The organism is Labrys sp. ALF-8 (genome assembly GCF_059699065.1).
Genome location: NZ_AP048538.1, coordinates 347,663 through 371,464, shown reverse-complemented (window position 1 = coordinate 371,464; position 23,802 = coordinate 347,663). Strand labels below are relative to the sequence as shown.

Annotated in this window: 26 protein-coding genes and 1 tRNA gene; 13 read left to right on the top strand and 14 right to left on the bottom strand. The window is 61.5% G+C overall.

From position 1 onward, the window contains the following. Positions 1–164 precede the first annotated feature (164 nt). A complete protein-coding gene (locus tag AC6H34_RS21565) occupies positions 165–656 on the bottom strand; it encodes an NUDIX hydrolase (RefSeq protein WP_497540160.1) in 492 nt (163 codons plus the stop codon). Positions 657–827: 171 nt separating this feature from the next. Here AC6H34_RS21565 and AC6H34_RS21560 point away from each other — a divergent pair, with 171 nt between their 5' ends. Then, positions 828–2,135, top strand: a complete 1,308-nt coding sequence (locus AC6H34_RS21560; protein WP_497540159.1) for an MFS transporter — start codon at positions 828–830, stop codon at positions 2,133–2,135. Positions 2,136–2,220: 85 nt separating this feature from the next. Next, positions 2,221–3,105, top strand: coding sequence for a LysR family transcriptional regulator (locus tag AC6H34_RS21555; protein WP_448147006.1), 885 nt, complete (start codon positions 2,221–2,223; stop codon positions 3,103–3,105). Positions 3,106–3,134: 29 nt separating this feature from the next. On the opposite strand, the gene AC6H34_RS21550 is transcribed toward AC6H34_RS21555, so the two are convergent. From AC6H34_RS21550 to folE, 3 genes are all read right to left on the bottom strand, one after another. Then, on the bottom strand, positions 3,135–4,010 hold the full coding sequence (locus AC6H34_RS21550) for an NAD(P)-dependent oxidoreductase (RefSeq protein WP_497540158.1): 876 nt from the start codon (positions 4,008–4,010) through the stop codon (positions 3,135–3,137). Positions 4,011–4,043: 33 nt separating this feature from the next. After that, positions 4,044–4,451 (bottom strand): phosphoribosyl-AMP cyclohydrolase, encoded by a 408-nt coding sequence (hisI, locus tag AC6H34_RS21545; RefSeq protein WP_448147004.1) that lies wholly within the window; start codon positions 4,449–4,451, stop codon positions 4,044–4,046. A 134-nt stretch (positions 4,452–4,585) separates the two neighbouring features. Next, entirely contained in the window at positions 4,586–5,233 is a 648-nt protein-coding gene (folE, locus tag AC6H34_RS21540; RefSeq protein ID WP_497540157.1) for a GTP cyclohydrolase I FolE, read from the bottom strand. 140 nt (positions 5,234–5,373) lie between these two features. On the opposite strand from folE, the gene AC6H34_RS21535 reads away from it, so the two are divergent. The 5 genes from AC6H34_RS21535 (at position 5,374) to AC6H34_RS21515 (ending at position 9,366) form a co-directional block, all read left to right on the top strand. Further along, positions 5,374–5,817: an iron-sulfur cluster assembly scaffold protein gene (locus tag AC6H34_RS21535; RefSeq protein ID WP_448147002.1), complete on the top strand. Its 444-nt coding sequence runs from the start codon at positions 5,374–5,376 to the stop codon at positions 5,815–5,817. 120 nt (positions 5,818–5,937) lie between these two features. After that, the gene (locus AC6H34_RS21530) at positions 5,938–6,267 is read left to right on the top strand and encodes a hypothetical protein (RefSeq protein ID WP_448147001.1); all 330 of its coding nucleotides are present in this window, start codon (positions 5,938–5,940) and stop codon (positions 6,265–6,267) included. Between the two features lie 94 nt (positions 6,268–6,361). After that, entirely contained in the window at positions 6,362–6,667 is a 306-nt protein-coding gene (yidD, locus tag AC6H34_RS21525) for a membrane protein insertion efficiency factor YidD (RefSeq protein ID WP_448147000.1), read from the top strand. Between the two features lie 56 nt (positions 6,668–6,723). Then, the gene (gene thrS / locus AC6H34_RS21520) at positions 6,724–8,676 is read left to right on the top strand and encodes a threonine--tRNA ligase (protein WP_497540156.1); all 1,953 of its coding nucleotides are present in this window, start codon (positions 6,724–6,726) and stop codon (positions 8,674–8,676) included. 159 nt (positions 8,677–8,835) lie between these two features. Beyond that, complete coding sequence (locus AC6H34_RS21515; protein ID WP_497540155.1) at positions 8,836–9,366, top strand: metallophosphoesterase family protein; 531 nt, start codon at positions 8,836–8,838, stop codon at positions 9,364–9,366. 23 nt (positions 9,367–9,389) lie between these two features. Here the strand turns inward: AC6H34_RS21515 and AC6H34_RS21510 are convergent, their stop codons facing one another. Both AC6H34_RS21510 and AC6H34_RS21505 read right to left on the bottom strand, forming a co-directional pair. After that, positions 9,390–9,953: a TetR/AcrR family transcriptional regulator gene (locus tag AC6H34_RS21510; protein ID WP_448146997.1), complete on the bottom strand. Its 564-nt coding sequence runs from the start codon at positions 9,951–9,953 to the stop codon at positions 9,390–9,392. Positions 9,954–10,682: 729 nt separating this feature from the next. Next, positions 10,683–10,919 carry a DUF1127 domain-containing protein gene (locus AC6H34_RS21505; RefSeq protein ID WP_497540154.1) on the bottom strand — a complete coding sequence of 79 codons (237 nt, stop codon included), beginning with the start codon at positions 10,917–10,919 and terminating at the stop codon, positions 10,683–10,685. Positions 10,920–11,199: 280 nt separating this feature from the next. On the opposite strand from AC6H34_RS21505, the gene AC6H34_RS21500 reads away from it, so the two are divergent. Further along, the gene (locus tag AC6H34_RS21500) at positions 11,200–12,708 is read left to right on the top strand and encodes a winged helix-turn-helix domain-containing tetratricopeptide repeat protein (RefSeq protein WP_497540153.1); all 1,509 of its coding nucleotides are present in this window, start codon (positions 11,200–11,202) and stop codon (positions 12,706–12,708) included. A 158-nt stretch (positions 12,709–12,866) separates the two neighbouring features. Here AC6H34_RS21500 and AC6H34_RS21495 read toward each other — a convergent pair whose 3' ends face one another. Both AC6H34_RS21495 and AC6H34_RS21490 read right to left on the bottom strand, forming a co-directional pair. Beyond that, a complete protein-coding gene (locus AC6H34_RS21495; protein WP_497540152.1) occupies positions 12,867–13,259 on the bottom strand; it encodes a GFA family protein in 393 nt (130 codons plus the stop codon). 57 nt (positions 13,260–13,316) lie between these two features. Then, positions 13,317–13,523, bottom strand: coding sequence for a hypothetical protein (locus tag AC6H34_RS21490; RefSeq protein WP_497540151.1), 207 nt, complete (start codon positions 13,521–13,523; stop codon positions 13,317–13,319). A 240-nt stretch (positions 13,524–13,763) separates the two neighbouring features. Between AC6H34_RS21490 and AC6H34_RS21485 the strand changes: the two genes are divergently transcribed. Further along, positions 13,764–14,015: a DUF6719 family protein gene (locus AC6H34_RS21485; RefSeq protein WP_448146993.1), complete on the top strand. Its 252-nt coding sequence runs from the start codon at positions 13,764–13,766 to the stop codon at positions 14,013–14,015. 233 nt (positions 14,016–14,248) lie between these two features. Here AC6H34_RS21485 and AC6H34_RS21480 read toward each other — a convergent pair whose 3' ends face one another. The 6 genes from AC6H34_RS21480 to AC6H34_RS21455 form a co-directional block, all read right to left on the bottom strand. Further along, positions 14,249–14,962, bottom strand: coding sequence for a hypothetical protein (locus tag AC6H34_RS21480; RefSeq protein WP_497540150.1), 714 nt, complete (start codon positions 14,960–14,962; stop codon positions 14,249–14,251). 135 nt (positions 14,963–15,097) lie between these two features. Next, entirely contained in the window at positions 15,098–15,304 is a 207-nt protein-coding gene (locus AC6H34_RS21475; RefSeq protein ID WP_448146990.1) for a hypothetical protein, read from the bottom strand. A gap of 178 nt (positions 15,305–15,482) precedes the next feature. After that, positions 15,483–15,884: a hypothetical protein gene (locus AC6H34_RS21470; protein ID WP_497540149.1), complete on the bottom strand. Its 402-nt coding sequence runs from the start codon at positions 15,882–15,884 to the stop codon at positions 15,483–15,485. 853 nt (positions 15,885–16,737) lie between these two features. Then, on the bottom strand, positions 16,738–17,244 hold the full coding sequence (locus tag AC6H34_RS21465) for a hypothetical protein (protein WP_497540148.1): 507 nt from the start codon (positions 17,242–17,244) through the stop codon (positions 16,738–16,740). A 234-nt stretch (positions 17,245–17,478) separates the two neighbouring features. Then, positions 17,479–18,162, bottom strand: coding sequence for an outer membrane protein (locus tag AC6H34_RS21460; protein ID WP_448146987.1), 684 nt, complete (start codon positions 18,160–18,162; stop codon positions 17,479–17,481). 927 nt (positions 18,163–19,089) lie between these two features. Further along, positions 19,090–19,165, bottom strand: a tRNA-Thr gene (locus AC6H34_RS21455). 149 nt (positions 19,166–19,314) lie between these two features. Between AC6H34_RS21455 and AC6H34_RS21450 the strand changes: the two genes are divergently transcribed. From AC6H34_RS21450 to AC6H34_RS21435, 4 genes are all read left to right on the top strand, one after another. Beyond that, positions 19,315–20,679, top strand: a complete 1,365-nt coding sequence (locus AC6H34_RS21450; protein WP_497540147.1) for an L-serine ammonia-lyase — start codon at positions 19,315–19,317, stop codon at positions 20,677–20,679. Between the two features lie 268 nt (positions 20,680–20,947). After that, entirely contained in the window at positions 20,948–22,024 is a 1,077-nt protein-coding gene (gene plsX, locus AC6H34_RS21445) for a phosphate acyltransferase PlsX (protein WP_497540146.1), read from the top strand. Further along, positions 22,024–23,001 carry a beta-ketoacyl-ACP synthase III gene (locus AC6H34_RS21440; protein WP_448146984.1) on the top strand — a complete coding sequence of 326 codons (978 nt, stop codon included), beginning with the start codon at positions 22,024–22,026 and terminating at the stop codon, positions 22,999–23,001. Before plsX ends, AC6H34_RS21440 begins: the two co-directional genes overlap by 1 nt. 407 nt (positions 23,002–23,408) lie before the next feature. Then, positions 23,409–23,726 carry an integration host factor subunit alpha gene (locus tag AC6H34_RS21435; RefSeq protein WP_448151259.1) on the top strand — a complete coding sequence of 106 codons (318 nt, stop codon included), beginning with the start codon at positions 23,409–23,411 and terminating at the stop codon, positions 23,724–23,726. Positions 23,727–23,802: the final 76 nt, after the last annotated feature.

Below are 23,802 nucleotides of genomic sequence, written 5' to 3'. Positions count from 1 at the left end.
CTCGTCCTAAGGCCAGAGCAAGTAGTATAGCTCGAGCTATCGTAAGGCAGGCAGGCACCGCCTTTTGGTGCATGGCGACGCCCGCAATACCGTAAATTTCATGCCGGAGCGGCAATTTCCGCCGCATTCCGACAGCAGGCGCAAATCCGTTTTCAATCTGGGGATTACTTGTGCCTCGCCGTTCCACCCTGCCCGGCCATGCCGCAACGTTGCCCGTCGAGATACTCTGCCAGACCGGTCGGATAGAGTTCGAGCCGCGAGCGGCGCAGGCTTGACGGCTCGAACCAGCGCGCGCGACACCGGGTGCCGTCGTCCTCCGCGAACAGGATCTCCTCCTGATCGTAGAGTTCCCGACGTATCAGATCGACGTCGACGGCGAAGATGATCTCATGCCCTGGCGCGCCTTCATGGCGATAAATATTCTCGAAAACATGCCAGCCGCCCACGATGACCACCGGGCTCACCAGTTCCTCCAGGAACTCACGCCGGAGCGCCTCCTCGCGGCTCTCGCCGAACTGGACCGAACCTCCCGGCGGGCGCACGCCTTTCAACGTTCCTGCATCGGTGTCGATCTCCACCGCCAGCAGGCTCTCCCTTCGCCAGGCGAGGCCGATGACCTTCACGCACACCGTCTCGGGGGGACGCCAGCCGGCCATCCCTTCACACCCACCCACGGAGCCGCCGCGAGGAGCAGGCCGGCATGTCATGGATCATGATGAATTCCCGTTTCACATTTTCCGTCCGAAAGCAGTAACGCTAGTTTCGCGAAATCGCAGCCGAATCAAGAACTGCGAGAACATTTCACAAAGCATAAACGGAAAAGCAAAATGGCAGGAAACGCTGGAGCCAGTCCCGCCTCGACGGGCGGAATACCTCAGACGCAGGGCGGTCTCGGCCGCATCGTCCTGGCGAGCCTGGTGGGCACCACCATCGAATTCTATGACTTCTACATCTATGGCACGGCCGCTGCCCTCGTGATCGGGCAGACCTTCTTTCCCGCCTCGGATCCGGGCGTGCAGACGCTCAACGCCTTCCTGACCTTCGGCATCGCCTTCATCGCCCGCCCCATCGGCTCGATACTGTTCGGACATTTCGGCGACAGGATCGGCCGAAAGTCCACCCTCGTGGCCTCCATGCTCGTCATGGGCCTCTCCACCACGCTGATCGGTGCCCTGCCCACCTACGCCTCGGCGGGCGTACTGGCTCCGGTCCTGCTTTGCCTTCTGCGCTTCGGCCAGGGTATCGGACTTGGGGGGGAATGGGGCGGCGCGGCATTGCTCGCGACCGAAAATGCCCCGAAGGGCAAGCGTTCCTGGTTCGGCATGTTCCCGCAATTGGGACCACCGATCGGCTTCTTCCTCGCGAATGGCCTGTTCCTGCTCCTGCTGCTCCTCCTCAGCGAAGACAGCTTCAAGGCCTGGGGTTGGCGCATTCCCTTCCTGCTCAGCACACTCCTGGTGGCAATCGGGCTGTATCTGCGCGTCTCGATCAGCGAGACGCCGGAGTTCAAGGCCGCAATGGCCCGCAACGAGCGTGTGGAAGTACCGCTGCTGGATGTCCTGCGCGACCACTGGGGCGCCCTGATACAGGGGTCGCTTACCATCGTCGTATGCTACGCGCTGTTCTATATCTCTACCGTTTTCGCCCTCGGCTACGGCGTGGCGACACTGCACATCCCAAGCATCGACTTCCTAGGCCTGCTGTGCATCGCAGTGGTGTTCATGGCGATCGCGACGCCGATCTCCGCTGCCCTCTCAGACAGTTTCGGCGCCCGCCCCGTGCTGTTGGTCTCCACTGCCATGGCCGCTCTTTCAGGTTTTGCCCTGCCTCTCCTGCTCGGCAGCGGCAATACGGTCGATATCCTCATCTACCTCTCCATCTCGCTGGGACTGATGGGCCTCACCTTCGCCCCGCTCGGTGCGCTGCTGCCTGCCTTGTTTCCAACGCGGGTTCGCTATACCGGCGCGTCCAGTGCCTACAATCTCGGTGGCATCCTCGGAGCCTCTCTCGCGCCCTATCTGGCCAAGCGCCTGCAGGAATTCGGCGGCCTGCCCTATGTCGGCTACTACATCACCGCGGCGGCCGTGATCAGCTTCCTCGCGGTGCTGAGCATCCGGCGGACAGAGGGTGCATGACCGCAGCCAGGCGTAGGCGGTAGCGCCTCGGGACCTCGCGCGCTAGGGTGGCTCGGACAGCAATATTGTTGAACCGGCCTCATCGATGCGCGCCACCGACCTATCCGAGCTTGCCGCCTTCGACGCGGTTGCCCGCCATCGCAGTTTCCGCCGCGCCGCCGAGGAGCGCGGCGTCACTGCTTCGGCAGTCAGCCACGCGGTGAGCAATCTCGAAGCGCGAGTGGGCATCAGGCTGCTCAACCGCACCACGCGAAGCGTCTCGCTCACCGATGCAGGCACCATGCTGCACAAGCAGCTTTCTCCCGCGTTCGGCGACATCGGGACGGCGCTCGATGCCCTCAACCAGTTCCGGCAGACGCCGTTCGGCAAAGTGCGGCTCAACCTGCCGAACTCGGTCGGCCCCTTCCTCGTCGGCACGGTGCTGGGACCCCTGCTCAAGGCGAACCCGAACCTCGAACTCGAAATCGTAGCCACCGATCAACTCGTCGACATCGTCGAGGAAGGTTTCGACGCCGGTATTCGCCTTGGTGAAAGTCTGCGCGAAGGCATGGTGGCGGTCAGGATCAAGCCGCGCCTGCGCTTTGCCGTCGTCGGCTCGCCGTCCTACTTCAGCAAGCATGCCATCCCCACGACGCCGCACGACCTTGCCGAGCATGTCGGCATCCAGAACATGTATCCGAGTGGCCAGCGCTACGCCTGGGAGTTCCAGCGCGGCGAGGAGACGGTGTCCTACCAACCGTCAGGACCGCTATCCCTGGACAACCATGAATTGATGGTGAATGCAGCGCTCTCCGGCGTGGCGCTGGCGTATGTCTGGGAAAACCAGGCCGAAAGCGAGATCCGCGAAGGGCGCCTCATCCGCTGCCTCGACGAATGGTGCCCGCCGGAGGACTGGTTCCACCTCTATTATCCAAGCCGACGGAATATGTCGGCAGGCCTGCGAGCCGTCATCGAGGCGATGCGGGCATAGGGTCGAGGGCGTTGCCGGAACCGGCGCGCTCAGCCCTTCCCCGCCCGCCGGGCTGCAACCCGCGACAGCGCGGCGAGATCGAGGTCGCCCTCGCCATGGGCGACACCATTCAGCAAGTTGTCCTTCAGCGTGCTCGCGAAGGGCATCGGCGCGCGAGCCGCCTCGGCGGCCTCCAGGGCAAGGCGGATATCCTTCAAGCCCAGTGCGAGCTTGAAGCCGGCCGGCTCGAAGCGCTCCTGCACCATGGCCTCGCCGTAGATCTTGTAGACCGGAGCGGCAAAAGCCGTGGACGTCGCCATCGCCAGGAAGTCGGCGGGGGCGACACCATGCCCCGCCACCATGGCCGAGGCCTCGGCCATGGACTCTATGGCGCTGACGAGCATGAAATTGGCGGCGAGCTTGACCGCATTCGCACGCTCCGGCTGGGAGCCGAAACGCCAGGTCTTCTGGCCCATGGCGTCGAAAAGGGGTTGCACGCGGTCGATCAAGCCGGAATCGCCGGCTGCAAGGATATTGAGTTGCCCTGCCTCCGCGACATTCACGCGGCCCAGCACCGGAGCCGCGATATAGCCGACACCCTTCTCGGCATGCCGCGCGGTCATCTCTTTTGCGAAGGCCACCGAGACCGTCGCCATGCAGACATGGATGGCGCCCGGTTTTAATTGCGCGAGCGCTCCCCCTTCATCGAGGATGGAACGGGTCGAAGCATCGTCCGCCAGCATGGTGACCAGCACTTCAGCCTGCGCCGTCTCAGCCGGGCTCGAAGCTGCCTGCCCCCCGAGGGCAACCAGTCGAGCGACCGGCTCCTTCGAGCGGTTCCAGGCCTTCACGGCGTGGCCGGCCCTGACAAGGTTCGCCGCCATGGCGAAGCCCATATTCCCGAGCCCGGCAAATCCGACCTGCATGACTAACTCCCCATCGCTTCCCGAGGTCGAGCCTCACTGCGCCAGCACGAGACGCGCCGGCGCGTCGTGATCGCCCTTCACCACTCGGTAGAAGCATGAATGGCGCCCGGTATGGCAGCAGCCGCCATCGCCGCCCACCTCCACGCGGATGACAAGGGCATCCTGGTCGCAGTCCGTGAGCATTTCCACCACGCGCTGGATCTGCCCCGAGGTCTCGCCCTTGCGCCACAGGCTCCGGCGCGAACGAGACCAGTACCAGGCCTCGCCGGTCTCCAACGTGCGAGACAGCGACTCCTCGTTCATATGCGCCACCATGAGCACCTCGCCCTTCTCTGCTCCAACGGCGACGACGGTGACGAGGCCGTCCCGGTCGAATTTCGGCGTGAAGACCAGACCTTCCTCAAGAGCGGCCTTGTCGCCGGGCGGGGGGAAATGAGGCATGGAGATAACCTTGGACTGAACGAAGTGAGGCCGATCCCGCGCGAGGAGGAAGATCCCACGCCGCGGATGGAAATGCTCCCGGCCTGCCCGGTCAATGATCTGGGCATGACCTCGGCGCACGGGGCACGCCGGCCTCAGCGCGCCTTGAAGGGCTGGCGAACCAGGGTGAGAAAGCGCATCTGCTCCTGCGGGTCGTCCTTGAAGACGCCGGTGAAGCCGGTGGTCACCGTGGAGACGCCCTGTTTCTGGATACCGCGCATGGCCATGCACATATGCTCGGCCTCCATCAAGACGGCCAGGCCGCGTGGCTTGAGGTGCTCCTCGATCGCCTGCGTCACCCCTGCAGTGAGATGTTCCTGGGTCTGCAGGCGCCGGGCATGGATATCCACCACTCGGGCAAGCTTGGACAACCCCACCACGCCTCCGCTCGGGTAGTAGGCGATGTGGGCATGGCCGAGGATCGGCAGCACGTGGTGCTCGCAATGCGAGAAGAAGGGAATGTCGCGCACCAGCACCATGTCCTGGTAGCCGCCCACCTCCTCGAAGATAGTGTCGAGTTCCTCGGCGACATCCTGGTCGTAGCCGGCGAACATCTCGCGCCAAGCCTTGGCCACGCGGCGCGGCGTGTCGAGAAGGCCCTCGCGTTCCGGATCGTCTCCCGCCCACTGGATCAGGGTGCGCACGGCCGCCTCCGCGTCCTCGCGCGAGGGGCGGTGCGCGGGTTTGCGATGAACGCCTTCCCGTTCTGGCCGGGCCGCGTGCTTGTCTACGAGCGCATCCATTCATCCACTCCAGCCACCGGACGACGCGCCCGGCAGTCACAAAGCCATCATTTCGTGCTGGATCGAAGAGTACCTCTCCCCAACACGCATTCCATGCTTATATAGTCGTGAGCTACGCGCCCACAACCAAGCGGCTCCCCATGCTCGACGACGTCTATAATAAACGTATTCTCGAATTGGCAGCGAATATTCCGCGTATCGGCCATCTGCCACATCCGGACGCGGCCGCTACGGCGCATTCCAAGCTTTGCGGCTCCACCGTGTCGGTGGAGCTTACCGTCGACGGCGACACGGTTTCCGACTTCGCCCATGTCGTGAAGGCCTGCGCCCTCGGACAGGCCTCGTCCTCCATCATGGCGCGCAATATCATAGGTGCGAGCAGCGCAGAACTGCGTGAAGCGCGTGAGACGATGCGACGCATGTTGAAGGAGAACGGCCCGCCTCCGCAGGGCCGCTTCGCCGAGGCTTCAGTGCTGGAGCCGGTGCGCGACTTCAAGGCGCGGCACGCCTCGACCCTGCTCACCTTCGACGCGGTGGTCTCCGCGCTCGACAGCATCGAGGCCAAGAAGGCTGCCGCAGAATAGGCAGCGCTCCGTGCCAGGTCTTCATTCGGAAAAAATGGCGGAAAATTTTCGTTGCGGCCTTGAACTTGCCGGCATTTCGGGGAATTGAGCATCACGGTTGCGGAACGATGGGAGGCGCCGATGTTGAAATTGATACTGCGGCGCACTGCCAAGTCCGGCCTGATCGGCGGCAAGAAGTTCGAACTCACCAGCCGCATCGAGAGCGACAGGGATCTCCACGCGCTGTTCAAGGGCTATCCGGACGAACTGGTGCTCGCCTACAAATCGATATGGGCCGATCGCTCGATCTCCCTCAAGCGAAGCGAATTCCTGCGCGGCAGCAAATTCTCTGTCGCCTCGCTCAACGAGATGATCGAACTGGAGGAAAGGCTCCAGATGGCCTTCGACCAGACAAAGCGCATGATCGAAATCGTGCAGACCCTCGAAACCGAGATCGCGCTCGAGGATTGATTGGTGGGCCGGTTTTCCAAGCGGGCCCTGCATTTCCGAGATGGTCGGCCTGAAGGCCGGCCCGTCCCCCCGGAGTTCGGGGAAAAGCCTCGCCATGACCCTGCCCCGCACCCTCGCCCGCTACGCCATCATTGCCTATCGGGTCACGCTATCCTCGCTGATCGGACGGCAGTGCCGCTTTTTCCCCAGTTGCTCGGAGTATGCCGAGGAAGCAATCGAGAAGCACGGCGTTTGGGCGGGTGGCTGGATGGGGGCTTTTCGCATCTGCCGCTGCCATCCCTGGGGCGGCTCGGGGCTCGATCCCGTGCCGGAGCGATTGCCCGCCGATGCAAGCTGGTATAGACCGTGGCGCTATGGCCGGCGCCGGCCTTTCGTCTGCGACGCGGGCGATCCCCAATAAACAAACGTGAATTCGCTTACCTGCTTGGTTGGCAGGAGTGAGCCTGGAGACAGACTATGCCTGTTCTGACTTTTCCCGACGGCAACCTGCGTTCCTATGAGCCCGGCGTGACGGGCAAGGCCGTTGCCGAGGGCATCTCCAAATCCCTGGCCAAGAAGGCCATCGCCGTGAAGCTCGACGGCGTGCTTGCCGATCTCGCCGACGAGATCGGCAAGGATGCCCGCATCGAGATCGTAACCCGTGAAAGCCCCGAGGCGCTGGAGCTGATCCGCCACGATGCCGCCCATGTCATGGCCGAGGCCGTGCAGGCACTCTGGCCCGGCACGCAGGTCACCATCGGCCCGGTCATCGAAAACGGCTTCTATTACGACTTCTTCCGCAACGAACCCTTCACGCCGGAAGATTTCCCGAAGATCGAGGCGAAGATGCGCGAGATCATCGCGAAGAACGCCCCCTTTACCAAGGAGATCTGGAGCCGCGACAAGGCCCGGCAGGTGTTCCGCGACAAGGGCGAGGCCTTCAAGGTCGAACTCGTCGACGCCATCCCCGAGGACCAGGACCTGAAGATCTACTATCAGAACAACTGGTTCGACCTTTGCCGCGGCCCGCACATGGCTTCCACCGGCCAGATCGGACCCGCCTTCAAGCTGATGAAGGTGGCTGGCGCCTATTGGCGCGGCGACAGCAACAATCCGATGCTGACGCGCATCTACGCCACCGCCTGGCGCAGCCAGGAGGAACTCGACCTCTATCTCAAGCAGATCGAGGAGGCCGAGAAGCGCGACCATCGCCGCCTCGGCCGCGAGATGGACCTCTTCCACTTCCAGGAGGAAGGCCCCGGTGTGGTATTCTGGCACGGCAAGGGCTGGACGATCTTTCAGGAACTGATCGCATATATGCGCCGCCGCCTCAAGGCCGACTACAAGGAGGTCAACGCCCCGCAACTTCTCGACAAGCATCTGTGGGAGATCTCAGGCCATTGGGGCTGGTACCGCGAGAACATGTTCATGGCGAAATCCGCCGGCGAGGACACGGATGACGACCGTATCTTCGCCATCAAGCCGATGAACTGCCCCGGCCATCTGCAGATCTTCAAGCACGGGCTCAAGTCCTATCGCGACCTGCCGATGCGTCTCGCCGAATTCGGCGCCGTGCACCGCTACGAGCCCTCGGGCGCCCTGCATGGCCTGATGCGCGTGCGCGGCTTCACGCAGGACGATGCGCACATCTTCTGCACCGACGAGCAGATGGCGGCCGAGTGCCTCAAGATCAACGATCTCATCCTGTCGACCTATGCCGACTTCGGCTTCGACGAGATCGTGGTCAAGCTCTCGACGCGGCCGGAGAAGCGGGTCGGCTCGGACGATCTGTGGGATCGGGCCGAAGACGTGATGATGCAGGTGCTCAAGCAGATCGAGGAGCAGTCCGGCGGGCGCATCAAGACCGGCATCAACCCCGGCGAAGGTGCGTTCTACGGGCCGAAGTTCGAATATACGCTGAAGGATGCCATCGGCCGCGACTGGCAGTGCGGCACCACGCAGGTCGACTTCAATCTGCCGGAGCGCTTCGGCGCCTTCTATGTCGATTCGGATGGCGAGAAGAAGACGCCCGTGATGATCCACCGTGCCATCTGCGGCTCGATGGAGCGCTTCCTCGGTATCCTGATCGAGAACCATGCCGGGCATTTCCCGCTCTGGCTGGCGCCCGAGCAGGTCATGGTGTGCACCATCACCAGCGAGGCCGACGAATATGCGGAGGAAGTAGTCGCAGCCCTGCGCAAGGCGGGCTTGCGCGCCGAAGCCGACCTGCGCAACGAGAAGATCAACTACAAGGTGCGCGAGCATTCGCTCACCAAGACGCCGGTGATCTTCGCCCTCGGCAAGCGGGAAGCGACGGAGCGGACCGTCTCGATCCGACGCCTCGGCTCCCAGCAGCAGCAGTTTCTTGCGCTGGACGAGGCGATCAAGGCGCTGGTCGACGAGGCGACGCCCCCCGACCTCAAGCGCTGACAGCGATGTACCGGCCCTGGGGCCGGTACGTTCCATCCCGATTGACGGAAGCCGGAAGCCCTGCCGGGCCCGTTCGCGTCCTGCCTGCCTTGGAAGCAATGCTTCACGATGCAGGCAGGACGCGAACGGGCCGAAGAAGCTCCCAACCAGGCAACGACCGTGAGCAAGCTCTTCCTCACTGCCGACACCCATTTCGGCCATGAATCCATCATCCGCCTGTGTAAGCGTCCCTTCGACAACCTGGAGGCAATGGATGAGGCCCTGATCACACGCTGGAACAGCAAGGTGGCGCCCAACGACGTGGTCTACCATCTGGGCGATATCAGCTTTCGAGCGGGGAAGCCGGCCGAGACCTATCTGGAGCGGCTGAACGGCCAGATACACCTGGTTATCGGCAACCACGACGACCGGGAAAAGCTGGAGGTGGCCGGGCGCCTCTGCTCAATCTCGGACATCAAGGAAATCGCCTGGAATGGCCAGCGCATCGTGCTTTGCCACTATCCGATGCGCGAATGGCCAGGCGCCTGGCGCGGAGCCTGGCACCTGTTCGGCCATGTCCACGGCAATCTCGACAACGCACCGCTCGGCTACAGCCTGGATGTCGGCGTCGACAGCCATGGCTACGCCCCACTGTCGATCAATGAAGTCGCCGCCATCATGGCAACGCGCAGCAAGCACTTCGGATCATGACGGCAGGGGGTGACGCCCGCCCCCTACTTCACATCCCGGACAGCGACACCGGCCAGCACCGTATCCATCACCCTGTCGACATAAGCCTGGTCCGGTGCGGTGATCGTGGAAAGGAAGCGGAACAGGATCGGGCCCAGCACCAGGTCGACGATCAGATCCGGATCCACATCGTCACGTATCTGTCCCTTGTGAATCGCCGAAATCACGAAAGCGCGTGCGATATCCTGCCGGCGCTTCAACACGATTTCGCTGAAACGCTGGCGGAACCCCCGTTCGAACTGGGCCTCGGCAAACAGCGCACGGTAGGCTCCTTCCATGACCGGGTTCGGCAGATAAGCGGCCAGGCGGTGCAGATAAGCCCGGAAATTCACCAGCGGCTCGCCGCCTACCACCACAGGTGGCATCGCCTCGCTGTAGCGGGTCAGGAATGCGTCGAGCAGAAGATCCGCCTTGCTGTCATACCAGCGGTAGATCGTCTGCTTGCCTACGCCCGCCGACGCAGCGATACGCTCGACCGAAATATCGCGATAGGGCGTGTGCTCGAGCAGATCCGCGGCGGCATGCAGGATCGCCTTATGCGTTTCCATGCACCGTGGTCTTCCGACGGGGCGTGCCGTCTGCTGAGCAATGGCCACGGACAACTCCTTATAAGCTAAATATCAATTGTAGACGTAATGTCTCGTATATAAAGCTATTCCTGCTTTTTTGCAATCAACTCTCCCTTGCAACCGTGCCAGCGGGCTAGCGCCTGCAAGCCCCTTGCAGAGCCAGGTTCAGCGGCCGTCGATCGGCACCTGAAGCGATAACGCGGACATGCCCGCTTTTTTCCCTCTTCACGAAAATTTCAATCCGCCCCGTATCGTTTCTCGTTGCAAAAGGAGACGCCGCGTCTTATAAATGACTTACTCGTGGCGAGTTGAGGTGTTGAAATCAAATCGTCGCAATGGGGGGTTATAAGCAAGTCATCCCTCACAGTCGGTAACGATTGTAAGCACGAAATTGTAGTTGACGGCGACCCACGCCGATCGAAGTGATCTATTGTAGTTTGTAATGGAACGCCGCACCTTCCCAACGGGTGCGGCGTTTTTATTTTGGAACACCCCTGCCGATATTGCCGCCACCAAGGTCGTATGCTGCAACTCACGGTTAGTTTGCTCCCCCTGTCCGTTTCGCCAGCCAGCCGGCAGCATTGGCGCTGCCGCATCATAGCTTCCGATGGGTCGGGCTGGCACATCGGCGGCTTGGCCCACGTGGTACAGTGCGGATGATAATCCCAGCTTGCGACTTGAGGCCGGTCTCGCTTTTGAGCACGTACTCTATGGTTGCCAGAAGCGCTTGGCGATCTCCCCCTCGACCTGCCAACTCGTCAGGCCGATATCCTTGATCATGTGGGGATTGGTCCTCGACATTTCCTCGAGTTCCCGCCGTAAACGTATCCGCTCGCGCCAGGTCGCGACCATGCTTCTCAAGGCCGACAGGCTGTAGAGCCGCCGGCGTGCTCTGGGCAGCGGCGCCTGGCGCGAAGCCGGCGCAAGAGTGGGGACATCGTTCATGGCAGCCTCTTGTGGTTCGAAGGCCGAGGAAACCTCGACCTGAAAGAGGATGAATTCTGGAGGACACGAACGGCGCGGTACTTAAGCCTTCCCAAATAGTTCTCAAAACTTCCAAATGAACCCCGGCGTTTTGTGTCCGCGCCGACATGGCAGATTGACGAGATCGAGCAATGGGCCGCATGGCAGGCGCATCGCCGCGCTGCCGCTCCCAAGGATGCCTCCCGTCAAACTCCAATCCACGACTGACGGCACGCCCTGAAGCCTGCTATGGATTTGCCGCATGCAGGAATCGCGCTTTGCCTTTGGGCCTTTCGTGCTTGATCCAGGTGCGGGAACGCTTCGGCGGGACGACACCCCCGTTGCCGTTGGCTACCGGGGGCTGAAGCTGCTTGCCGCGCTCGCGGGACGCGCGGGCGAAATCCTCGGCAAAGCCGAGCTGATGGACGCGGCATGGCCTGGTACTGCCGTCGAGGAGGGCAATCTCACCGTACAGATCGCCCTGCTGCGCAAGCTCCTGGGTCCGGCTGCCGACGGCGGCGAATGGATCGCCACGGTTCCGCGCGTCGGCTACCGCTTCACCGGCGCCGTCGAACGGCTCGGCAGCGCAACGCGAGAACCCCTGCCTCTCCCCGCCAGGCCATCGATAGCCGTGTTGCCCTTCGTCAGTCTCGGTAACGATCCCGAGCATGACTCGTTCGCGGACGGATTGACCGAAGACCTGATCACAGATCTCGCCAGGATCCCGGGCCTGTTCGTCATCGCACGCAATTCGACCTTCGCCTACAAGGGAATGGCATTCGACGTGCGCGCCATCGGACGGGATCTCGGCGTGCGCTACGTGCTGGAAGGCAGCGCGAGACGCGCTCCGGGACGCGTACGCATCAATGCTCAGTTGGTCGATGCCGCGAGTGGCGATCATCTCTGGGCAGAGCGCTTCGATCGCAACCTGGAGGATATCTTCGCCGTACAGGACGAAGTCACGGCCAAGATCGTGGAGGCGTTGCTCGGCAGGCTGCGCGCGCTGCCGCAACGCAATCGTCCCAGGAACCTCGAGGCTTACGATCTCTGCGTGCAGGCGCGCAAGTTGATGGACGATTCACCGCAGACAGCGCGGGAAGCACAACTGATGCTCACGCGCGCAGTTTCGCTCGATCCGCAATATGCCGAGCCTTATCGCTGGCTTGCCATGAACCGCTGGATGGGGTGGGTTCACTCGGGCGGCCCCACCGGGGATGACCGTGGCGCCGCCCTGGCACTGGCGCGCAAAGCCGTGGTGCTCGATCCCACCGATGCAGGCTGCCGTTGGGTCCTGGCCTACCTGCTTGCCTATGACCGCAGCTTCGCCGAGGCTGATGCGGAGTTCGCGAGGGCGACGGAGCTCGATCCGAACGAGGCTGATGCCTGGGCCGCACGATCCGACATAGCGGTTCTCGCGGGGCAGGTCGAGGAGGGTATCGAACACATTCGCAGGGCGTTTCGCCTCAATCCGTTCCCCGCAAGCTGGTACTATCTGGCGCTCGGCCAGGCACAATACGCCGCTGGCGACTATGAAGCCGCGGTTGGGACACTGCGCAGGGACGAAACCTATCGTACGAGCTCACGCCGCTTCCTGGCGGCAAGCCTCGCCCAGTTGGGCCGACTGGAAGAGGCACGCTCGGAGGTCGAACTGTTCCTCGTGGGCAATCCGCATTTCACCATCCGCCACTGGGCCGCGACGGAGCCGTTCCGCGACGGCGCGACGCTCGAGCATTTCATCGAGGGCTACCGCAAGGCTGGCCTTCCCGAATAGCATGCCGCCGCGAACCTGCCGAGCAGCCGTTCGATCCGACAAAGGCCTACCGCTCATCCGCGCAAAGTGCGTTGCGCTCGAGAAAGTAGTCCGGGGCAGCTCATTATCGGTGAGCGTATCTTGCGGCTCGCAGCGAGCCGGCGCGGATGTGAAACGCACTACTCCTCGAGGCGGCTCGTAGGGTCGCGATCGCGATCGTACCGTCTCGCGAGCGGAAACGGCGGCAACCAGGACTCGCGGCGGATGATCCAGCTTTCATAGGTCGGCATCAACTGGTCGGGAGCATCCAGCGATCCAAGGTTCACTTCGGTCTCGTCCGCGGTACGTGCGAAGACGGGCGACCCGCAGCGGGGACAAAAGAAGCGCCCAGCATAGCCGCGTGTTTCGCCGTCGATCGTCACCGCATCCTCTGGAAATATCGCGGACGCGTGAAACAGGGCGCCATGATGCTTGCGGCAGTCCATGCAATGGCAGAGACCGACCCTGTAGGGTCGGCCCGACGCCACAATTCGGACATTGCCGCAAAGGCAACCGCCCGTGAAACGTTCCATGCCGCCCCTCCCCTCAGATTAAGCAGGCGGAGTGTCTACAACGAGCAGCCCCGTCATTCAAAATACCTGCAGGAGGCGAGAATGCACCGCTCTTCCGCCGCTGGCGCCGTTCATCCGCAAGGCTTCGCCGAGAGCGCAGCCGATCACGGTACCCGGTGCCTCCTTCGCCTTGAAGTTCCCCTCAAAGCGCCAAGCACTGTTTGGAGGAAGTCCGCGCCGCTCGGATTTGGTTGTCGGTACCGTAATGGCGAGATAGGTGATCATCCACTTCTTCCTCGGCCCTGTCGCCTTCTGAGAAGTTCTGGCTGCGACTTGGCCATGTTCCCCGGCGGGCGCTCGATTGCAGCGACCAACCTAAAGGACGGTGACAGGGGGCAATTGTGACACGAGCGTGACGGCATCGATGATCGAGGCCTTGTTGCCCCTCGTCGCTCCAAATATCTCTTGCGTGCATGTTTCTATCTTCGCACTTTTGACGGGGGGCGAACATCAGCGGGAAGCAACATGAAACGTGCATCGATCGCATTGGTTACAGTGCTGGCTATCACAAATACTGGCTATGTCGGCCTTGCGTACGCAAATGCGGGGAAATTAGTCCAGTCCCAGATCTTGAAGCAGGAACCACCGAAGGGCACGCTGCGGGCTGGCGCAACGGCCCTAGTCGATGATGGCACATGCGGACCCGGCAAGATTAAAAAGATAACGGGCGGATCCCCCGGTACTCCGCGCAAGAAAGAATGCATCGCCAAGCCATGACCTGATGCATTCATCTTTCGGACGGAATCGTCGGGATCGAGTGCGGGAGCGCCAAGACATGCAAAGTCTCTTTGGCGCCCCGATGCCATCTTCCTAGGCTGGAACCGCCGCTCCCGCCGGGGGGCGCTTTCTTGCTTTAGGAGGTCGGCAAAGATCAGGGAGTGGGCGCCCCCGCGAGCAGGAATACAGGCCCGCGAGGATAAACCCTTATCGCCGCTGATTGCGAGCGTCGCTCACTTTCCGCCCTCGACCTCGATATAAACCTCGATAGGATCGATTACCGTGTCCTCCGCCTTCGCTGCAGCCCCTTCCGGCGTACTGAGCAATGCCTGCATCTTGGCGAGGTCCACGCCTTCGGCGACGACAGATACGCTCTTCCCGTCGGCATGCTTGAAAAGGCGATAGCTTGAGCAGAACTTAGGAAACAGCCGCTCGCGATTACCAGCTTTGAGCCACTGCTCGAAATCGCCCACGGCGTGGGTCACAACTACTGCCGTCATCGTGTCCTCCCGATTAGCTATGTTGGCCGCAAGCTGGAAAAGCCTAGGCTTGGACACATTAACATGGCCGTGCGGATCGCGTGTGCATTCCTTGCACGGCAAATCCGGAAACTCAGCGCAATCATCGGCCGCAGCTGCAACCGCGCGGCCTTCATCAGTAATGACGAAAATCGTTGGCCCACTCTCGCTCATCGTATCGACAAGGCCGCGTTTCCTGAGAGGCAGAAGCACATGATTGCGAACGAACGCATATTGCACCAAGTCTTGATTATACCCGCAAACCCTCGCAAGCGCCTTGGCTGTCCGTCCACGATCGTCGCTCAGGCACTTCAGAAGAACGAGCTCCAGCTCAGTTACCAGATCTCCGGCCACGACACCGATGCCTCCCAGATCCCAGGCAGCCCCCGCGCCAATCGCCATTTTCGTGCGTAAGTCTTGGGTGATCATTAGGGAATGCTCGTGCTCGGCCACCGCTAGCCCTTGACGTCGATCGCCGCGTCGCCCCTAACGTCGTGTCCGGGCGCTCGAACTAACCTACACGGAGATCTGGTTATCTCGCGACATCGAGCCAACGGCCAACGGCTACTCCGCAAACCAATGCTGGAAATAATGGGAGACAGCAGCTCCCGCACCGGATTGATCGGTGGTGTTTAGCCGCGCCACGGTGTCGCGAATGATGTCGGCGATCTGGGCGGCGGGAAGAATGTTGGCTTTTTCCAGGGTCAGCAGGAGCTGCTCGACCAGGATCATGCTGCCTAGAGCCGCGTCTTTAGCGTTGAAATCGGACATTAGACTTTTCCCATCAGAGGTTAAATAGAGACTCAGGCTATCCTGGTGGATCAACGTCTACATTTACTTCAGATGTGTCTCCACTCCAGCAATGCCACACTCAGAATCCTCCGAGCAAGAGTTAGATTCTCTCTGCGCATTGATGCTGGCTTGTCCCCGCATACCGGCCGGCGAAATATCAATGACCGCGACCCTGGATCTTCTCCGTTTCCAACTGATTGAGCAGTTCAGCCAGATTCGCAGCCTCGTCCAGTGCGAGGCCCGTGCAAATGATATCGTTGAAGCACGCCGGCTCACCTGTCCTCACATCGAGGACAATCCACATGATATCGTCGTCATCGGGGCATATATCGTAAGGCCGGGTGCACCGAATACCGTTGTGTTCGGGCCAATCGCTCGTCGACCGAGCTAATTTATCCACAGCCTCGATAGCATTGAGTAGACCAGCCAAGTCGTCTGCCTGCTCCATGCTCAGCCCTTCGAGTGCCAGCCCACCGACAATTGCGATCTCATTGGCGCCGGTCTCGTAGACAGCCCAATATAGGCCGTCCCCGATCGGGCGGGCTTCGTACCGTGCCATTATTCGCAGCCTACGGGCGTCCGGCCGCGTCGAGCCGGAGTTACAGCGTTATCGAAGGTGCATGTGGCAGGGTCGTCGCTCAGGGCTGGAGCGACGATACCCACGACTTTTCCCGATACGTCGCTGCGACGAAGCAAGGCGAATGCCTCGGAGATGGCATGCCTGGACGAAGTCACCTCCGGAACCGGGCCTGACGCAGTCCCTCCGTTCCGTCTAAGGACGCTGGACAGAACGGGGTGGCAACCAAGGCGATTCATTTGTGAATGTCCGAAAAACGAGAAACCGGGAACGAGCTGCTGTCTGGCGCCAAGTCAGTCGCCCGGCAGCGGAAAGGCAATGCGATAATTGTTTAAATTTTGAAACAAATCGTTGTTGTATTTGATGAGCTACCGCTTACGAGTCGCTCGCTAAGTCAGCATCATTAAGCGCTCTTCCGACAACGGCCGAATTTACCTGAATTTGGTTATGCACGGACTTTCGGGTGCGTCGGAATACAGAACATCCCCCGCCACGAAATGAAGGTGCCTGCCGGTCATGAAATGGATCCACGTGCTCTTCGGCATCCGTGACCGCATCACCCGTCGGGATTTACGATATAGGCGGTCACCACCAACGCACCGTCCCGCCTCGCACGCGCCCTACGGCCTTACCGATGCATGCATCACATCGGACGAGGGATAGGACAGCATCATGCCAGATTCGTTCCGGCCGGGCCGAGAACACTGGAAGAGCGCAGAACTTATCATCGCCGATGATGGCAGCGTGATCGACCTGACATCGAAGCAATAGGGCGGAAAGCTCTGCTGCCGAAAAACAGGAGAATTGCTCGCGAGAGAATAAAATAAGCCAAGAGCTAGAACCGCGAGGCTCCGACCCCCCTAAAAATGATCGACTCGAGGCATTTCTTCTGCGGCGCTAACGACAGGTTGTTCAGCTCGATTTTTCCTCCGGCCCAAAAATCAAAATCGACTTTGTAGGTAACCGGTGGGTTTGAGACAGTGTAGGGCTTGTCCGAAGAACCATAAAGCCGAACAAGATCCTTGTATTCGTTCACAAATTCGCTGCCGCAGCTCCATGCTGGCGCAAATTCTCGAATCAACCCGACTTGAACAAGCTGATTATTTTTAAACAGAAAGCTGATATTAAAAGTGCTGCCAGACATCTGAGCAGAACGGCCATGGATGACGACGAAGCCACCGCCGATGGGATATTGCTTTGGGGCAACACCCGCTAAGGAACTCACCTTTTCCATGCTCATTCCAAAATCGAACTTTTGGAAGCCTTTCAGAGCTCCCGGCCGATCCGATACCGGGATCAGGCTCAATGCGGAGGCTGCCACTACCAACGCCCCATGAACCATTCTCATCTCCCTCAGCTATTGCCCACCTGAGAGGCAGTTCCTCCAGCCGTCAAAGCCCTCAACGATTGCTGACGATCGGCAACGGCGCTCAGGCGTTGGATGAAGCACGCGTGAGCGAATTCGTGGCGGCAACGCAATCGATGTCGGAGAGTCGAAGATCGAGAGGGCAGAGTTCAAGCGGCAAAAGCAAAACCCCCGCCGAAGCGGGGGTTCCATTTTCGCGCCAGTTTCTGGTCAGAACTTGTAGCTGACACCAAGTGTCGTCGACACCTCGTTCAGCTTCACACGTGCGGGAACGCCTAGGTTCGTGAAGGAATTGTGCCCAAAGTCGGTGTAACGGACCTCGCCGCGCAAAAGCCAATTGTCGGTCAGGGCATACTCAAGGCCCGCACCGATGGTCCAACCGGTTCGAGTGTCACTGTTCGAAACGCGAGCGAACGGAACAGTTTGAACCGCTGTGAACTTCTCATCCCCGAACGCAACGCCGCCAGTAATATAAGGCAGGAAGCGATCAAAAGCGTATCCAACGCGAGCCCGGATCGAGCCCTGCCACTCGCTCTTGATATTTGCCGTGAAGAGTGTTCCACCAAGAACGGTGCTCGTATCCTTGTCCAGGCTCGTATAGTCGATGTCGCCCTCGAGACCCACCACGAAGCCGCCATCGAATTGATAGTTGTACCCGAGGTGTGCGCCGCCGATGAAGCCCGTATTGTCGAGGCTATTGAAATCTACGCCACCGACCCTGGCTGAGGAGTTCGTGAAAACTGCACCGGCGTGCACGCCCGCGTAAAATCCCGTCCAGCTGAAGGGGACAATTACTGGGACCACGGGCTCGACAGGCTGCGGCGCCAAATCGGCAGCGGTCGCGGTGCCGGAAACAATAGCCAAGGTGGAAGCGGCAATAAGCAGACGTTTCATTACTCATCCCCCCACAAAATGAACTACCAAAGTTATTTACCATGAAGAGCATGATTTATGCTGTATCTTTTTTGCATCACTAAGTGAATTTCTTTGGATGGGCCGCGCACCTCCAAAAACCAAAACTGCCCCTCCGGTCCAAAGAACTGAGGGGCTCAAAACCTGCGCATCCCGTTTACGATGTCGCGGGAAGCGGCGAAACATCCCCAAATACTTCAATGCCCCCAGTACGAACACCCTAACGACCTCGCGTCAGCATCAACGACGAAACCAGTCCCTTCGGTTCCGGGAGCGCCTTGCCGTTGCCGGTTGCCTTGCTATCGATCTCGCGGAGCCTCGCCAGTACCTCGTCACGAAGCGCGCCACGTCCTTGTTGCCGTCGCGCACATGCCGTTCGATCGTCTCGGAAAGCTCGCCTACCTTCTCGCCATTGCCTCCAGGCTCCCACCAAGTTTGGCCGCCACGGTCGGCTTGTGCTGCCGCTTGCCGTAGAAGATCGCCCGATACCTCCCGGCACAGCGGTGATGACGCAGCAACTCCCGCCCACAAGACCTGACGATGCCACCGCATTCTTCATTTCCGGCCCCGCCTGCGGGTAGTCATGGACTTGACGACTTCCGCGCCGCACGTGTGCCAGGATCGAGAAGGCGACCACGCCGCCGTAGGCGGCCTGACGGAGGGACGACGACGCAGAAATCTGCACCCAGTCGCGCCAGCAATCCGCTGTCGCGAGGAGCTATATTAAGGTCACCGGGAGGCAGTCCACCAAGGTGGCAAAGAAGTGCCTGGTCACCCGAAAGGTGGCCGGTAGGCATCAAACTTCCGAACAAAAACGGTCTCTCATCGGAATGACGACCGACTATTCCGGCAAAAAAGCTCTGAGCAATATGCCCGCTGATACCAAACGATTGAAATTAAAATGGAATATGGTGCCGGTTGCGTGAATCGAACACGCGACCTACCGCTTACAAGGCGGTTGCTCTACCAGCTGAGCTAAACCGGCGTCGGTTTTGGGGTAGCAATTCAAGCTCCGCCGCGCAAGTTTCCTGTGCAACGAAAATGGATGTAATATTTGTTACGAGCCGTCCGCAGACGGCGCGTTTCGATTGCTGCACTCCAATGACAGCGGCGTTTCAGGGGAACTTTCTGCCGATGATCAGTGTCTTCGACATCTTCAAAATCGGCATCGGGCCCTCCTCCTCGCATACCGTCGGCCCGATGCGCGCGGCGGGCCGCTTCGTGCAGTCCCTGCGCCAGCGGGGGCACTTCGTCCACACGCATCGCGTCGAGACCACGCTCTACGGCTCGCTCGCCTGGACCGGCCACGGACACGCCACCGACATCGCCGTGATCCTGGGCCTCTCCGGCGAGGAACCCGAGACGGTCGATCCCGAAGCCGTCGCCACCATCGTCGAGGAGGCCACCGCCAAGGGCATGCTGGCGCTGGGCGGGCGTCGCGCCATGAGTTTCGAGCGCAATCGCGACATCGTCTTCGACCGCAAGACCCCGGCGAAGGGCCATCCCAACACGCTCTCCTTCACGGCCTGGGACGAGGACGGCACGGCGCTGTTCACCGAGTTCTTTTTCTCGATCGGCGGCGGGTTCGTCCTGGCCGAAGGCGAGAGCGCGGTTGCGCAGGCCGCCGTGGAAGCCCCCCACCCTTTCAAGAGCGGTGCCGACCTCCTGCGCATCGGCACGCAGCATGGCCTCACGATCGGCGGCATCGTGATGGCGAACGAGAAGGCGAACCAGACGGAGGCCGCGATCCGCGAGCGCCTCGCGCGCATACGCGCCGTGATGGACGCCGCCATCGACCGCGGCATGAGCCTGGAGGGCGAACTGCCGGGCGGGCTGCGCGTGAAGCGCCGCGCCAAAGCGCTGCATGACCGCCTGCTTACCGATATCGGCCGCAATGTCCGCGCGCCGCACGAGGTGATGGACTGGGTCTCGCTCTACGCCATCGCCGTCAACGAGGAGAATGCCGCTGGCGGGCGCGTGGTGACGGCCCCCACCAACGGCGCGGCGGGCATCGTGCCGGCGGTTCTTCGCTACTATCGCGACTTCTGCGACTTCAGCGAGGAAGGCGCGGACGAGTTCCTGCTCACCGCCGCGGCCATCGGCATGCTGTTCAAGATGAACGCCTCCATCTCGGGTGCCGAGGTCGGCTGCCAAGGCGAGGTCGGGGTGGCGGCTTCGATGGCGGCGGGCGGACTCGCCGCCGCGCTGGGCGGCACCATCGAGCAGGTGGAGAATGCGGCCGAGATCGGCATGGAACACCACCTGGGCATGACGTGCGACCCCATCGGGGGCCTCGTGCAGATCCCATGCATCGAACGCAATGCCTTTGGCGCCAACAAGGCCATCGCTGCCGCCTCCCTCGCCCTGCGCGGCGACGGCACCCACAAGGTCAGCCTCGACCAGGTGATCACCACCATGCGCGTGACGGGCGCGGACATGCAGTCCAAGTACAAGGAGACCTCGCAGGGCGGCCTCGCCGTCAACGCGGTGGAATGCTGAGCAGCGCGAGCGGCCGGTATCCACGAGCGTTTCCTGACGATACGAGGGGTGCTTGCGCTCATGTGCCGCGTTTCTCCCCAGAATCGTCAAAATCATCATCTTTCTGACGCGAGAATCAGCCAGTCGACAAGGCTGTGTGCGGAGGCTTGGCCGAATTTCCGGCCATCATCCCTCCTTACACTCTTGTGGTGCATGGTCTTTTGCTGCAAAACGCAGCGCCTTCAAACCGCGCGCGGCGGATAGACGAAACAGGGCTCTCGAGCGATTCATGGCTTCCGACAATCGGGCTTCGAAAATTCGTATCGCCCTTGATGCGATGGGCGGCGATCACGGCCCCACGGTCGTCGTTCCCGGCGCCGAAGTCGCGCTCGCGCACCATCCCGAACTCAGCTTCCTGTTCTATGGCGACGAGCAGGCGATCCGTCCGCTGCTCGACGCGCGCCCGAAACTAGCGTCGGTCTCGAGCATCCACCATACCGACATCGCCATCAGGATGGACGACAAGCCGAGCCATGCCCTGCGCTACGGCCGCAAGAAATCCTCGATGTGGCTGGCCATCGACGCGATCAACAAGGGCGAGGCCGACGCCACCGTCTCGGCCGGCAACACCGGCGCCCTGATGGCGATGGCGCGCTTCTGCCTACGAACGCTGGCGGAGATCGACCGCCCCGCCATCGCCGCGCTCTGGCCTACGCTGCGCGGGGAATCGATCGTGCTCGACTGCGGCGCCTCGATAGGCGCCGATTCGGATGCCTTGATCGACATGGCGGTGATGGGCGCGGCCATGGCCCGCATCGTGCTCGGCGTCGAAAGGCCGACGGTCGGCCTCCTCAATGTCGGCGTCGAGGAGGTCAAGGGCCTCGAAATGGTCCGCGAGGCCGGCCGCATCCTGCGCGAGACCAGCCTGCCGGACCTGACCTATCACGGTTTCGTCGAAGGCGACGATCTCGGCAAGGGCACGGTGGATGTGGTGGTCACCGAAGGCTTCGCCGGCAATATCGCCCTCAAGACTGCCGAGGGCACGGCCAAGCAGATCGCTTCCTATCTTCGCTCGGCGATGTCGCGCACGCTCATGGCGCGCATCGGCTATCTCTTTGCACGCGGTGCCTTCCAGGCCCTGCGTGAAAAGCTCGACCCCAACCGCGTCAACGGCGGTGTCTTCCTCGGCCTCAACGGCATCGTCATCAAGAGCCACGGCAGCGCCAATGCCGAGGGCTATGCGGCGGCCATCGGGCTGGCCTACGATATGGTGAAACAAGACTTGATGAAGAAGATCACCGAAAGCCTCAGCTTCGACCACCGTGCAGTGACGGCCGCAGCCGCAGCCAACCCGGACGCAGCATAATGGCAACGCTTCGTTCCGTGATCCGGGGTATCGGTTCCTATCTCCCGGAAAAGCGCGTCACCAATGAAGACCTCGCCAAGGTGGTGGACACGTCCGACGAATGGATCGTGCAGCGCACCGGCATCCGGGCCCGGCATCAGGCGGCCGAGGGCGAGTTCACGTCGGACCTCGCCACCAAGGCGGCCCAGAGGGCCCTGGCCGACGCCGGACTCAAGGGCTCGGACATCGACCTGATCGTGCTGGCGACCTCGACACCTGACAACACCTTCCCCGCGACCGCGACGACCGTCCAGGCCAATATCGGCATGACGGGCGGAGCCGCCTTCGACGTGCAGGCAGTGTGCACCGGCTTCGTCTATGGCCTCACCATCGCCGACAACTTCCTGCGCTCCGGTTCGGCCAAGCATGCGCTGGTGATCGGTGCCGAGACCTATTCACGCATTCTGGACTGGACCGACCGCACGACATGCGTGCTTTTCGGCGACGGTGCCGGCGCCGTCGTGCTCGAAGCCACCATGGGCGACGGCTCGATCCATGACGAGGGCGTGCTGGCTGCTCGGCTGCGCTCGGACGGCACCCACAAGTCGAAGCTCTACGTCGATGGCGGCGCCTCCAGCACCGGCACGGTCGGAAAGCTGCGCATGGACGGCAAGGAGGTCTTCAAGCTCGCCGTGGGCATGGTGCCCCAGATCCTGCACGACACGCTCGACGATGTCGGCCTTCCCTTCGATGCCGTCGACTGGTTCGTACCGCACCAGGCCAATGTCCGCATCATCCGCGCTACTGCCGAGAAGCTCGGCCTAGCACCGGAGAAGGTGGTGCTCACCGTGGCCGACCACGCCAACACCTCCTCGGCCTCGATTCCCCTCGCGCTTGATGTCGCCGTCAAGGACGGGCGTATCAAGAAGGGGGACCTGGTGCTGCTCGAGGCCATGGGCGGCGGGTTCACTTGGGGCGCCGCGCTCATCCGCTGGTGATGATTTCCAGCCTTCGGACCATGCCTGCCTCGCGGATATGAGCCGCAGCCGCTGCGGTAAATGACCGGTGCCCGTGGCAGAGATGGGCGCATGGAGCGGTATTCCTGCACGGTTGCATATCGGCACGTGATGATCATGCGTGTCATGGCGAGGGGAACGCATCCGGCTTCGATTGGAGGTTGACCTGCGTTCAATTCGTCAATAGCTTCGCGTTTTCAGTGACATAGAGTCGGGACTTGAATCCTGGCCACACTGGAGAGGATTGCGGAATGGATTTCACGGCGGTGCTACGGTCATTGCCGGATATTGAACATGGTTCAATCGCGTAATCTGTAGCTGCGGTGATCGAACAACCAACAGCCTGCCCTTGTCAGGGAGGGGTCTGTCCAGCGAGGGGCATGAAAGCGATGGCGGGAAATACCGTCACAAGAGCAGATCTTTGTGAAGCCGTTTATCAGAAGGTCGGCCTGTCGCGGACAGAGTCGTCGGAGCTCGTTGAACTGGTGCTCCATGAGATTTCGAGCTGTCTGGAACGGGGGGAGACGGTCAAGCTGTCTTCTTTCGGCTCCTTCGTCGTGCGCTCCAAGGGCGAGCGTATAGGCCGCAATCCGAAGACCGGGAAGGAAGTGCCCATCTCACCGCGGCGGGTTATGGTGTTCAAGCCATCGAACATCCTCAAGGCCCAGATCAATGGTGAATCCGTCGAAGGTGTTTCGGATGAGTAAACGCAGCATGGCGGGCTCTCCCTCCCCCGGCTCGATCCGTCGATAGGCGCCCCAACGTTACTCGATAGGGTTGGCT